Source organism: Gilliamella sp. GillExp13, assembly GCF_001690815.1.
Taxonomy (GTDB): Bacteria; Pseudomonadota; Gammaproteobacteria; order Enterobacterales; family Orbaceae; genus Gilliamella; species Gilliamella bombi.
The window spans coordinates 1-12735 of the sequence record NZ_LZHJ01000152.1 but is presented as its reverse complement, the minus strand read 5'-3'; the positions used below and the strand labels follow the sequence as shown (position 1 = coordinate 12735).

Annotated in this window: 11 protein-coding genes, 1 tRNA gene and 2 pseudogenes; 8 read left to right on the top strand and 6 right to left on the bottom strand. The window is 33.4% G+C overall.

Features of this window, described 5'->3' with window-relative positions; translation table 11 throughout:
- Together A9G37_RS10955 and A9G37_RS10950 are read left to right on the top strand one after the other, a co-directional pair.
- Positions 1 to 430, top strand: a pseudogene (locus A9G37_RS10955) (integrase core domain-containing protein); the annotation flags it as partial.
- A gap of 384 nt (positions 431 to 814) precedes the next feature.
- Positions 815 to 891: transfer RNA gene (locus A9G37_RS10950), tRNA-Arg, on the top strand.
- Between the two features lie 541 nt (positions 892 to 1432).
- Here the strand turns inward: A9G37_RS10950 and guaA are convergent.
- A complete protein-coding gene (gene guaA, locus A9G37_RS10945) occupies positions 1433 to 3016 on the bottom strand; it encodes a glutamine-hydrolyzing GMP synthase (RefSeq protein WP_065575518.1) in 1584 nt (527 codons plus the stop codon).
- 244 nt (positions 3017 to 3260) lie between these two features.
- On the opposite strand from guaA, the gene A9G37_RS10940 reads away from it, so the two are divergent.
- Entirely contained in the window at positions 3261 to 3692 is a 432-nt protein-coding gene (locus A9G37_RS10940) for a hypothetical protein (RefSeq protein ID WP_034910617.1), read from the top strand.
- A gap of 3 nt (positions 3693 to 3695) precedes the next feature.
- On the top strand, positions 3696 to 4163 hold the full coding sequence (locus A9G37_RS10935) for a MarR family winged helix-turn-helix transcriptional regulator (RefSeq protein WP_065575517.1): 468 nt from the start codon (positions 3696 to 3698) through the stop codon (positions 4161 to 4163).
- 225 nt (positions 4164 to 4388) lie between these two features.
- Here the strand turns inward: A9G37_RS10935 and pta are convergent, their stop codons facing one another.
- Positions 4389 to 6539: a phosphate acetyltransferase gene (gene pta / locus A9G37_RS10930; RefSeq protein WP_065575516.1), complete on the bottom strand. Its 2151-nt coding sequence runs from the start codon at positions 6537 to 6539 to the stop codon at positions 4389 to 4391.
- Positions 6540 to 6605: 66 nt separating this feature from the next.
- The gene (locus tag A9G37_RS10925; RefSeq protein WP_034910610.1) at positions 6606 to 7811 is read right to left on the bottom strand and encodes an acetate kinase; all 1206 of its coding nucleotides are present in this window, start codon (positions 7809 to 7811) and stop codon (positions 6606 to 6608) included.
- A 195-nt stretch (positions 7812 to 8006) separates the two neighbouring features.
- Here A9G37_RS10925 and yfbV point away from each other — a divergent pair, with 195 nt between their 5' ends.
- Positions 8007 to 8471 (top strand): terminus macrodomain insulation protein YfbV, encoded by a 465-nt coding sequence (gene yfbV, locus A9G37_RS10920; RefSeq protein ID WP_065575515.1) that lies wholly within the window; start codon positions 8007 to 8009, stop codon positions 8469 to 8471.
- A 5-nt stretch (positions 8472 to 8476) separates the two neighbouring features.
- The gene (priC, locus tag A9G37_RS10915) at positions 8477 to 8980 is read left to right on the top strand and encodes a primosomal replication protein PriC (RefSeq protein ID WP_081297742.1); all 504 of its coding nucleotides are present in this window, start codon (positions 8477 to 8479) and stop codon (positions 8978 to 8980) included.
- A 91-nt stretch (positions 8981 to 9071) separates the two neighbouring features.
- Here priC and A9G37_RS10910 read toward each other — a convergent pair whose 3' ends face one another.
- From A9G37_RS10910 to A9G37_RS10900, 3 genes are all read right to left on the bottom strand, one after another.
- Entirely contained in the window at positions 9072 to 9404 is a 333-nt protein-coding gene (locus A9G37_RS10910; RefSeq protein ID WP_065575513.1) for a DMT family transporter, read from the bottom strand.
- Positions 9405 to 9748: 344 nt separating this feature from the next.
- Positions 9749 to 10141, bottom strand: a complete 393-nt coding sequence (locus A9G37_RS10905; RefSeq protein ID WP_065575512.1) for a hypothetical protein — start codon at positions 10139 to 10141, stop codon at positions 9749 to 9751.
- A gap of 393 nt (positions 10142 to 10534) precedes the next feature.
- Positions 10535 to 11995: a DASS family sodium-coupled anion symporter gene (locus A9G37_RS10900; RefSeq protein ID WP_065575511.1), complete on the bottom strand. Its 1461-nt coding sequence runs from the start codon at positions 11993 to 11995 to the stop codon at positions 10535 to 10537.
- A 292-nt stretch (positions 11996 to 12287) separates the two neighbouring features.
- Between A9G37_RS10900 and A9G37_RS13110 the strand changes: the two genes are divergently transcribed.
- Both A9G37_RS13110 and A9G37_RS10895 read left to right on the top strand, forming a co-directional pair.
- Entirely contained in the window at positions 12288 to 12389 is a 102-nt protein-coding gene (locus A9G37_RS13110) for a helix-turn-helix domain-containing protein (protein ID WP_141671189.1), read from the top strand.
- A 55-nt stretch (positions 12390 to 12444) separates the two neighbouring features.
- Positions 12445 to 12699, top strand: a pseudogene (locus A9G37_RS10895) (transposase); the annotation flags it as partial.
- Positions 12700 to 12735 lie beyond the last annotated feature (36 nt).

The window sequence follows — 12735 nt, the reverse complement described above, 5'->3', positions numbered from 1 at the left end:
TCGCTTTAGGACATTCAATGTCATCGATGACTTTAATCGTGAGGCGTTAGGTATTGATATTGCAGTCAGCTTACCAGCAGGAAGGATTACCCGTTACTTAGATAAACTGGCCGAATATCATGGATATCCATTAAAAATACGGGTCGATAATGGGCCAGAATTTACAGGAAAAAACTTTATAAACTGGGCTAAATCACATGATATAGCCATTGATTATATAAAGCCCGGTAGCCCTTATCAAAATGGTTATATTGAACGATTTAATCGTACCTATCGTACTGAAGTACTTGATTTATATATTTTTAACAACTTAGCACAAGCTAGGTGAATAACCGAAGAATGGCTAACGATTTATAACACCGAAAGACCGCATGAGGCATTAAATAACATGACACCGATTGAGTATAAAACACTAAAACAAGCAGCTTAATTTTCTACGTGAGTTGTGTACTAAGTTTGGGGCATTTACAATAATAACAGTCTACTGGAAAAGATTGCTAAAAAAGCATTATAAGTCATCATTTAACTAAATCATAACGAGATATTACTATGCCAAAATTAATTACTAGAATGTATAAAAAACTGAATATTATTAACAACAATATTCGACATTTAATTACATAGGTATATTATATAATTTGCTAACAGTTAAAAATGTAAAGAAAGTTTATGATTAAAACAAAACATCAACGACTCTAATAAAAAACCAAATTGATGATATTTTATCTATCCGATATAATAGGCCATTAAAAATCATTGACGTATCGAAATAGCTTTATATAATACACAACATCTAAATAAGAAACCTATCTAAGTCTCCTTAGCTCAGCTGGATAGAGCAACGGCCTTCTAAGCCGTAGGTCACAGGTTCGAATCCTGTAGGGGACGCCATTACAAGCAAGATTCAAACTAATTAAGTTTGGTAAGATACTATCTGGTGTATGTGTTGGTTCTAAAGGAATATCTTACGATTTAATCTATATTGTAACAGGGCTTTGTAAGATATTAATTTGCAGTAGCTCAAACTTAATCTGACATTTTATCTAATCAGACACCGTTATTTTTTCTTTGTGATATAAGCGACATATCTCTTGTCTGTGACAAGGAGTTAGTTTTGTTTATATTCATTACAGTAGTTTCTCAAATTACTGTAAATAATTCTAGTAAATAATGCGCTTATCAAATACCTAATTTGGAAAAGGATTTTATCCCAATTTTAGAAAATGCAACATACAATCAAAATGGAATTTTTATTTTTTCCTTTTGTTTTACTAATTTAAACTTAGTTTTTGTTAGTGTATTTATTCCTGATTAAAGATTCCACTAAAAAAGTTGAGTTTAAGTGGGATTAAATGAGGTTAAAAAGCCTTGATAAACAAGGCTTAAAATAACAAAAAAAAGACAATATGGGATTACGTGATATTAAATACAATTATTCCCATTCAATAGTCGCTGGCGGTTTTCCGCTTATATCATATACGACACGAGAAATACCATTAACTTCGTTGATAATTCGATTTGAAACTCGTCCTAGGAAGTCATAAGGTAACTGAGCCCAATGAGCCGTCATAAAGTCGATGGTTTCAACTGCACGCAAGGATACAACCCAATCATATTTACGACCATCCCCCATTACACCTACTGAACGAACAGGTAAGAACACAGTAAAGGCTTGACTTACTTTGTGGTATAGATCAGCTTTATAAAGTTCTTCAATAAAAATAGCATCAGCTTGACGTAACAAGTCGCAATACTCTTTTTTAACCTCACCAAGTACACGCACGCCAAGACCTGGACCAGGGAATGGATGACGGTAAAGCATGTCATAAGGTAAACCAAGTTCTAAACCAACTTTACGGACTTCATCTTTAAATAATTCGCGCAGTGGCTCAACTAAGCCCATTTTCATATCTTCTGGTAATCCGCCTACATTATGGTGTGATTTAATTACATGGGCTTTGCCAGTATCAGCAGCAGCTGATTCAATAACATCTGGATAGATAGTACCTTGAGCTAACCATTTTACATCTTTTAATTTTGCCGCCTCTTCATCAAATACAGCAACAAATTCACGCCCGATAATTTTACGTTTTGCTTCAGGATCTGCTTCACCTTTTAGTGCAGCTAAAAAGCGGTCTTCAGCATTTACAGCTATGATATTTAAGCCAAATTTATTACTAAACATATCCATAACTTGTTGAGCTTCGTTCAAGCGTAACAAACCATGATCAACAAATACACAAGTTAATTGATCTCCGATAGCTTGGTGTAATAACAATGCTGTAACAGAAGAATCAACCCCTCCTGATAAGCCAAGTAATACTTTGTCATTGCCAACCTGTTCTTTAATTCGAGCAATAGCATCGGTAATAATTGAAGATGGTGTCCAAAGTTTTTCGCAGTGACAAATATCAATCACAAAACGTTGCAATAACTCGAAACCTTTTACAGTATGAGTTACTTCTGGATGAAATTGAACGCCATAAAATTGTTTTTCGTCATTAGCCATAATAGCAAATGGGCAAGTTTCAGTACACCCAATCAGTGTGAAACTATCAGGCAATGCTGTTACTTTATCACCGTGGCTCATCCAAACATCAAGTTGATTAACGCCTTGTTCACTTGCGCTATCAAAAATACCATCAGTTAATTTTGACGATCCAATAAGATCCACTTTAGCATAACCAAATTCACGTTGGTTAGAACCAGTGACTTGACCGCCCTTACCAACTTGAATTGCCATAGTCTGCATGCCATAACAAATACCCAAAACAGGTACGCCAGCATTAAAAACATACTCGGGAGCACGAGGACTATTAGCATCGGTGGTACTTTCAGGACCACCTGATAAAATAATACCCTTAGGATTAAATTGTTTGATTTTCTCTTCTGATACATCCCACGGCCACAGTTCACAATACACACCAATTTCACGAATTCGGCGAGCGATTAACTGGGTAACTTGAGAACCAAAATCAAGGATCAATATGCGTTGTTGGTGGATGTCTTTTTTCATCAATTTTATTCCTAAACTATAAACTATTACAAAATTAGGATGCTATTGTATCATTTACCGATTAAATTGAGAGCATTAATTAAAAACAACTATAAATATTTTATATTGTTAATAATTTTGGAATCCAGGCTTATTACAAAATTCAATAAAATGTTCATCAAATTAACCTTGTAATAAGTCAACAGATCAAAGAATTGAATTTTCTTTACTTAATTGATAAGTAAACTTATTAAAAGGAGACGTTATGAATACCATTTCAATTTCTTTCATATTACCAACCAAAGCTAAACCAACTCAAATTTGGCAATACTATACTGAGCTTAATTTGAGAAAATTATGGGAAACTGATCTTGAAGACTTTCGTATATTTGGTGACTTAAAAACAGGGGCTAAAGGTATTTTCAAATTACAAAATATACCAGAAATGGAAGTGACTTTATCAAAGATTATTGATGAGCAGGAATTTACAGAACAATTTGATATGCCTGAAATAGGTTTACTGTTTTTCTCACATCAAATTATGGAAATATCGCATAATCAATATGTATTAAAATCAGAAATTTCTCTAAAACCGGATCCAAAAATGGATACTAAAGCATCCTATGATTTTATAAAACAGATTTCAGATGATATTATAGATAAAACTTACAAATTAAATGGCTTAGTTGAAGGGTAAATTATGAAAAAGGACAATAAGTTTTTGACTCAATTCCGAACTGATTCTGAATCTATTGGTTTTGTTTTTATGAAAACTTATTCGTCCTGGCATACGAATATCAAAAATTGCTTGAAAAAACAGTCTATCACTCATCCCCAATTTATAGTGCTTGCAACTCTTGCTTATCTATCACAGCGGCCAGACGAAATAACACAAGTTATTTTATCAAATAAAACAAATATCGATGTGATGACAATTTCCCAAATATTAGAGAATTTAGAAAAAAGGAATTATATAAAACGCTCTTGCTCAATTAAAGATAGTCGAGCAAAATCCATTCAATTAACCCAAAAAGGATTGAATAAAGCAAATGAAACTGTACCTTTGGTTGAACAAATAGATAAAGATTTTTTTTCCATATTACAAGATGATAAAGAACAATTTATGAAAATGTTATTAACACTATTAAAAAACAACATGGAGGGATAAAATCATTTATAAATTTTTATTATTTATTGTTTTTATCAACTTTGAATGCTTGGACTTGACTTAAAATAAGTTTTTGAAAACCTTGTCGCAAATTTCTAGAACAAAATACTTTAAAACTGAATCGCTATAACTCAAGCTTTAAAAAACTATTACTTGTTGGCTAAATTTAATTAAAAAGGTGATATTGCATCACCTTTTATCGTTAGTTAAAACGTTTTGCTAAACTTATTTTGCAGCGTTTTGTTCTTGTGCTGATTGAATTGCGGTTAATGCAATAGTGTAAACAATATCATCAACTAATGCACCACGAGACAAATCATTCACAGGTTTACGCATGCCTTGTAGCATAGGACCAATCGAAACAAGATCCGCTGAACGTTGTACTGCTTTATATGTGGTATTACCTGTATTAAGATCAGGGAAAATAAACACTGTAGCTTTACCTGCAACTTGTGAATTAGGCGCCTTTGATTTAGCTACATCAGGCATTACCGCTGCATCATATTGTAATGGGCCGTCAATCATTAGATCAGGACGTTTTTCTTGAGCAATGCGAGTTGCTTCTTTCACTTTTTCAACATCAGCACCTTGACCAGAGCTACCTGTTGAGTATGAAAGCATCGCAACGCGAGGTTCAATACCAAAGGCGATTGCTGTATCAGCCGACTGAATGGCAATTTCGGCTAACTCTTGTGCATTTGGATCTGGATTAATTGCACAGTCACCATAAATATATACCTGATCAGGCATTAACATAAAGAATACTGATGAAACAAGTGAACTACCTGGGGCAGTTTTAATTAATTGTAATGGTGGACGGATAGTATTAGCGGTTGTATGCACAGCACCTGACACTAAACCATCAACTTCATTTGCTTCAAGCATCATTGTACCAAGTACTACGTTATCAGCTAATTGCTCACGAGCAATTACTTCTGTCATGCCTTTATTTTTACGTAATTCAACTAAACGAGGTACATACTTTTCACGAATTAATTCAGGATCAACAATTTCAACACCTTGCCCTAAAGTTACGCCTTGTGAAGCGGCAACTTTACGCACTTCGTCCGGATTCCCAATTAATACACATTTAGCGATATTACGCTCAGCACAAATTGCGGCTGCTTTAACCGTTCTTGGTTCATCACCTTCTGGTAATACCACTACCTTTTTTGCATTACGCGCAAGTTCAGTTAATTGATAACGGAATGCCGGAGGAGACAGACGACGTGCAGAATTCACCACTTCATTTAATGATTTAACCCATTTAGCATCGATATGGTCAGCCACATAATTTTGGGTATTTTCCATACGTTCTTTATCGTCAGCAGGAATTTCTAAATTAAATTGTTGTAGACTAATCGATGTCTGGAAAGTGTTGGTTTTAACCGTAAATACAGGTAAACCAGTATCAAATGCTGGTTGGCATAATTTTGCAATTTTATCGTCGATTTCATAACCACCAGTTAGGAGTACACCACCAATTGCCACACCATTCATTGCCGCTAAACTGATAGTAACTAGCACATCAGCACGATCAGCAGAAGTCACTAAAAGTGCATTTGGTTGTAGGTGGTTAATAATATTTGGTACGCTGCGAGAGCAGAAAGACACATGTTTAATACGACGATTTTTAATACAACCTTCGTTAATGATTTTTGCATCAAAATGCTTAGCAATATCTATAGCACGACAAGCACTTAGATCAATATTCCAAGGAATACAACCAAGAACAGGCAATGGAATGTGTGCATTTAAATCATCGATAGTAATTTTCTTATCATCAAATTTAGGGGTATGATAAATTTCAGCAACATCAGGACGAGCAAGATTCTGCTCTTCAACTGGCGCATTGACTTTATTAACAATCACACCAACGATTTTATCATTTTTAATACCACCAAAGTTAGAACGAGCAATTTCGATACGATCTCTAAGTTGTTCTGGCGTATCTTTGCCCATATTAACTACAAAAATAATTTCGGCGCCAAGAGTTTTAGCAATATTATTATTAAGTTCATTAGCAAAAGGATAATCAGATGTTGGCACAATACCTTCAACTAAAACAACATCAGCTCCTTTAGTATTTTCGGCATAAAGGGCAACGATTTCTTCCATTAACACATCTTGTTGATTTAAACCTAATAGGTTTTCAACATGGCTCATTTTAAGCGGTTTTAGTGTTGGAATTGATGTATTGTTGCTCACTAGGGTTGTGGTATTATCTGGCGCATCGCTACCAGCTCTTGGTTGCGCGACAGGTTTAAACACATTTAAATTAATACCTTGACGCTCCATAGCTCGAATAACGCCCAGACTCACACCTGTTAACCCGACATTAGTGCCAGTTGGAATGAGCATAATTGTACGAGACATAATTATTACCTCTTAAATCTTTATTGTATAAAAACAAACCGCCATTTAGGCGGTTTTGAATATTTATTAAGCAGTTAGACGCGCAGCATCTTGAGCAATGACAAGTTCTTCATTGGTTGGAATAACCATCGCAATAGCTGAACCATCTTTAGTAATTTTGCCACCGTTACCAAAACGAGCTGCAAGGTTACGTTCTTGATCAAGTTCAAAACCAAGAATACCTAATTTTTGTAATGCCATACGACGCACTTCTTCTGAGTTTTCACCGATACCTCCAGTAAATACTATAGCATCTAAACGACCATCTAAAAGCATAGCATAACCGCCGATATATTTTACTAGGCGATGAACAAAAACATCTAAAGCATTTTTAGCATTTTCGTCTTTATCGTAATTATCGGTTACATAACGGCAATCGCTGCTCACACCAGTCAAACCTAATAAACCAGATTTTTTGTTTAAAAGGTTATTAATATCAGCAACAGACATTTTTAAGTTATCATGTAAGAAGAACATAATCGCTGGATCAATATCACCACTACGTGTACCCATCACCAAGCCTTCAAGCGGAGTTAACCCCATTGAAGTTTCAACACATTTACCATTTTTAACAGCTGTAATTGATGCGCCATTACCTAAATGACAAGTAATAACATTAGTTTGGTCAACTGGTTTATTTAATAATTTAGCAGCTTCGCGACTAACATAATAATGGCTAGTACCATGCGCACCATAACGACGAACACCGTGTTTAGTATAAAGTTCGTTTGGAAGAGCATATAGATAAGCTTCTTTTGGCATTGTTGTATGGAATGCAGTATCAAACACTGCAACGTTTTTAGTTTTTAGGTGTGGGAACGCAGCAAATGCTTCACGAATACCGATTAAATGTGCAGGATTATGTAACGGTGCAAAAGCAGATGCTTCTTCAATTCCTTTTAATACTGAATCATCAATAACAACTGACTGGGTATATTTTTCGCCACCATGAACAATACGGTGACCAATCGATTTAATGCTATCTAATAATTCTGGCTTTTGTGGAAAGATGCTATTAACAATAAAACGAATTGCTTCACTGTGTGCTGCACCAGCTCCTAAAGAAGCTTCGTTTTTAACACCATCAAGCTTCCACTTAATACGAGCATCAGGAAGATGAAAACATTCAGCTAAACCAGATAAAAACTCATCACCATTTTCAGGGTTTATAATGGCAAATTTTAATGATGAACTTCCGCAATTAAGAACAAGAGCGTTATTACTTGATGACATAGTAATTCCTATAAATTGAATAATAAAGACATATACCAATCAAAATTGGTAACTCAACACATGATTTAAAATCAATGTGACTACGCTAAGGTGACTTCTGATATCTTGTTTTTTGAGATAAAATAGAGAGAGTCCCCAATTTGAATGACACTATTTTAAGACAATAAGAAGTGAATGTCGAGGAATCACAATAATATGAATTTAATAACCACATTTAAAGCTGGTCAAAGGTATATGAAGCTTTGCCCAGTAGACAAACAATTAATACATTCATTTCCTGAATTAAAAATTATTAACTACATAAAAACCGCAAATAAATACTTGCCTCCTATCACTATTGGCTTACTCCTTTGGCAGTATTTCATGCCGGCACAAATTGCTGTAACAATAATAACCATACTATTTACCTTAAGCATGCCCTTGCAAGGAATATTTTGGTTAGGAAAACGTGCTCTATCACCCTTACCGCTTAATTTAATTGACTGTTATAACCAATTAAAAATAAAATTAATTGCTAAAAAAATTATTGCCGAAAAAAATAGTATAGAAGACAATAAATTAACATTTGAAGCATTTATGAAAATTATCAACCTAGCCAAATTACATTTAGGTGATTATTTCGGTCAAGACAATGATAGCTCAACTTATTATAAAGAATAATCACAATGGCAAATTTACTCACTATACTACGAAAGCAAATTGACAAATTAGAACAGCAAATTAATTTAGCAAATGATCAACAATTTCAAGAACCTTATTTTGACGAGCAACTATTTCAAACGAATAAAATTGTAACAGATAAAACATTTTACCTTGAAAAAATCAAACAAACTTATCAAGTGTTAGTTGCTAATATAAAATTAGAAAAAGTTGAACAAATAACTTTTTTATCTGACAAGTTAGTTAACCAAATTGCTGCCCTAACGCGTGAACTAGCAACCCAAAACCTACGCCCAAAAGGGTTCCAAAATATTATTGCAGAAACCCTAGCCCAAAAACATATGCGCCACCTAGATTATTTGCGCCGACTACAAGATATGAAATACGAGCTAGAGCTATCGCCCGAAATTATCAATCAAAGCAAAATTGCCGCACTTGATAACCGAATTTACCGTTGTGAACAAGCAATTAAAAAAATTGAATTTGAAATTGAGAATGATATCGATTAATAAATTTCATACTTTCCTAATTTTAATCTGATCTCATTCATTTTATTGAACAGTTTTATTTGGATTTATCCTATAGTTAATTTACGATTAATCAATACCCTGATACTTTTGAAAATAAATTAATAATCACAACACCAAACATAATAAACCCCATGCCAACTAAAGCTGCAAAATCTAAAGTTTGTTTTAGAAAAATCCATGCAATTAAGCTTATAAATACAATTCCAATTCCAGACCAGATAGCATAAGCAATACCTACGGGAATAGTTTTTAGTGCTAATGATAGTAAATAAAACGAAGCGCTATAGCCCACAATGGTAATGATGGAATAAATAAGATTGGTAAATCCATCAGATAGTTTTAATGAAGAAGTTGCAACAACTTCACAAATAATTGCAAAAAAAAGTAATAAATATGAATTCATCTTAATACCTATAGTCGTTAAATAAAAAGCCGATTACCTAAAATTAATGTTGAAATTTTATAACAATCAATATCTAATTAACTGTAAAACATTGATAGATAAAAAATATAGTTTTGCTTTGTTTTAATATCATTAATTGTGATCAAGAGGTAAAGATAGATAGCTATTAACGCTTGAAAAGGAAAAGCTTTATGATAGCTTAGGTTTCCATTTTAAAAAATAAATTATTAATTATTAATAAAAACACATATCAAACCACCTCCACTATTCTATATAATAGCCATCATTATACCTAAAAATAAGGCGCTTTGTAGTGTCAATAAATTTTATACTGCACAAAGAATTTAGTAATGCTGTAAATAATTTTGATATTTTAATTCTCTTATTATAGGTGTTAATGCAAAACAATCTATTAATGGTGCACTATCTAATGCCCAATAATTAATTAAATCCTCATAATTCTTATAATTGTTAAAAAGAATATTTAAAACCTTCTGAATAACTTTATCATTAGGGTTTAATCCCGAAGAAATTAAATCGTTACAAACATCGAGAGATAAAATCATTAATTCTTTTTTTTCTATTGAAGAATATCCATTATATAAATATGCAAAAATATATTTATTTAACCAATATTTTGTTCGATATTGATCTGGTAACTCATAAGCCCAATCCTGAGTAAATCGATCGCCATATGGCAAATTAAGGTCATCACATAAATTTTTAATTATGTGCATGTTATCCTCAAATTTTCAATTTAAAAATAGTGAATTAAATGGAGTTGATGTACGTACTGATTTATCAAATTTCACAACTGCTCTTGCCATATCAAGGAAAATATTATCTCACTAAGTAAATAGTCTCTTTTTTCACTACTCATATTTTTACTAGATGACCATGATATTTAGTCAGCTTGTCCAAATAGCGGATAATTATTGGTAAGCTGACCGCAATATCAATACCTAACACTTCACAATTAAAGCCATTTTATTACATTAAATGTTCTGAAATGACGTTAATTTCTACTACTATCACTTATAAAATTTATTGATTAAAATTCACAGTACCAATAACTTTTTTAATGATTCAAGGTGGAATATATATTATTTTAGAGGATAGTTACATAACTATTAATCCAGACCTATTATCTTCCACCATAAAATTCCAACAGTAAATACGATAATTAAATTTACAATACTACAAATAAACCCAACTTTCCACCAAGTTTTTACTGGCACAAAACCTTCGGCAAATAATAGTGGATTTCGAGCATTTGCAAACTGTGTAATTGATCCAAAGTAGTTAGTACAAATAACCAACGCAAAAATTGCAGTTAGAGTTGGTACGCCTAAGGCAATAGCGATCGATAAGAAAACGGGAAATAATGCAGCAATATGAGCATTTCCACTTGCAAAGAAATAATGTAAATAAACATAGGCAACACATAAAATAACTAAAACTAATACCCAACTACTTTCACCTAAATGACCTTGTACAACTACACCTATTGTGTCCCCTAACCATTTTGTTACACCAAGTTTATTAACTTGCCCCGCCATCATAAGTAATGCCGCAAACCAAATTAATGTGTCCCAGGCAGCTTTTTCTCCTTTAATATCATCCCAGCTTAATACACCAGATAAGATCAAAATAGTTAAGCCAATAAACGCAGTAGTTGTTGAATCAATACCGAAGTTTTTACCAAAAATCCAAAGCGCTAACAAAAGTACAACAGTAACACCCATAATGATTTCTTTAACAGTAATTACCCCCATTTTCTTTAATTCTTCAGCCGCTAATTTTGGCGCTTCCGGTGTTCTTTTTAATTCTGGATTAGTCAGAAAGTAAATCACCAAAGGTATCACAACGAATGAAACTAAACATGGCCCAATTGCTGCAACAAACCATTCCCCCCACCCTAATGTAATACCTAGTGATGTTGTAACTAATTTAGCGGCTAATAAATTTCCTGTAAATGCCGTTAGAAACATTGCCGAGGTGATATCATTTACATGGCTAATAGTTAGCATTAAAAAAGTACCTATACGGTTTCTTGATTCATCTTTAGGATTGGATTTAAAATTAATTGCTAGCGCTTCCGCTATTGGATAAATAACTCCGCCAGCACGTGCTGTTGTACTTGGAATAGCTGGTGCCAATGCAATATCAGTAACGGATAAACCATAAGCAAGTCCTAAGGTATTTTTACCCAAAATTTTAACAAGATAATAGGCTATTCGTTTACTTAAACCTGTTTTGATAAAACCACGAGCGATCATAAAGGCAATAACAATTAACCAAATAAGACTACTATTTAATTCGCTTAACGAGATTTTTATTGACTCAGTCGCTGTTGTTGCACCAGATGGTCTCAATACAGCAAAAACAGTAATTGCTAATAGACCAATTGCGCCAATTGGCATTATTTCGGCAACAATACTGGCAATTGTTGCAACAAAAATGATGCTGGTTTGCCAACCCTCTTGACTAATACCTTCAGGTGAAGATACAAACAACCAAAATATCGCTGAAATTACCACAATAATGATAAGTGGCAACCATTTTACTGGTGGTTTCTTTACTACGCTCATAATATTTTCCTTTTTAACTTAAATATTATTTAATTTATAAGATTTAATTCAGTTACAATAATACTATTCTTTGTTTGGTATTATTTATAATTGCTCATGTTTGCATAATCAAAAAAATTCAATAAAATCAATAATCCACTTAAATGTTTTTTGTGAAAAGACCTATATATTAAGTCATTTACACAAAAACCTGGATTCAAACATGAAGTGCAATTTTAAACACGGTGGAGTGAAGAAAGTAGAAAGGTGATTTATACTAGCACCTTCGCACCACCACAGTTTGGAGATTGCTATGTATTATAATCACCTTTCTAGGAAGGAAAGATACCAAATTTTCGTATTATTACAAGCCGGAAAGAATAAAAAAGAGATAGCCCATGTAACTCTCCCCTAAAATAGTACAGCAAAAAAGTAGAAAATTCTCTATGATAAAAGTAAAAGGGGATTTAATGATGAAAAAAATGACTGAACATCAAATCGTCGCTATTTTAAAAGAAGCTGAAGCAGGTATTCCTGTCAAGGAACTCTGCCGTAAATATGGTATGGGTAATTCAACTTTTTATAAATGGCGGGAAAAATACGGCGGCATGGAAACTTCGGATATCAAACGCTTAAAAGAGCTGGAGGCTGAAAACCGCAAACTTAAGCAGATGTTTGCCGAGCTGAGCTTAAAATCACAGCTTCAGGAAGAAATCATAAAAAAGCTTTAGTGCCCACAAAGGCCCGTAAAACGTGGGCAC

Bases quoted from the DNA above. Each gene is read 5' to 3' on its own strand.
- guaA (WP_065575518.1), bottom strand. From the start codon at position 3,016: ATGAAAAAAGACATCCACCAACAACGCATATTGATCCTTGATTTTGGT.
- A9G37_RS10940 (WP_034910617.1), top strand. From the start codon at position 3,261: ATGAATACCATTTCAATTTCTTTCATATTACCAACCAAAGCTAAACCA.
- A9G37_RS10935 (WP_065575517.1), top strand. From the start codon at position 3,696: ATGAAAAAGGACAATAAGTTTTTGACTCAATTCCGAACTGATTCTGAA.
- pta (WP_065575516.1), bottom strand. From the start codon at position 6,539: ATGTCTCGTACAATTATGCTCATTCCAACTGGCACTAATGTCGGGTTA.
- A9G37_RS10925 (WP_034910610.1), bottom strand. From the start codon at position 7,811: ATGTCATCAAGTAATAACGCTCTTGTTCTTAATTGCGGAAGTTCATCA.
- yfbV (WP_065575515.1), top strand. From the start codon at position 8,007: ATGAATTTAATAACCACATTTAAAGCTGGTCAAAGGTATATGAAGCTT.
- priC (WP_081297742.1), top strand. From the start codon at position 8,477: ATGGCAAATTTACTCACTATACTACGAAAGCAAATTGACAAATTAGAA.
- A9G37_RS10910 (WP_065575513.1), bottom strand. From the start codon at position 9,404: ATGAATTCATATTTATTACTTTTTTTTGCAATTATTTGTGAAGTTGTT.
- A9G37_RS10905 (WP_065575512.1), bottom strand. From the start codon at position 10,141: ATGCACATAATTAAAAATTTATGTGATGACCTTAATTTGCCATATGGC.
- A9G37_RS10900 (WP_065575511.1), bottom strand. From the start codon at position 11,995: ATGAGCGTAGTAAAGAAACCACCAGTAAAATGGTTGCCACTTATCATT.
- A9G37_RS13110 (WP_141671189.1), top strand. From the start codon at position 12,288: ATGTATTATAATCACCTTTCTAGGAAGGAAAGATACCAAATTTTCGTA.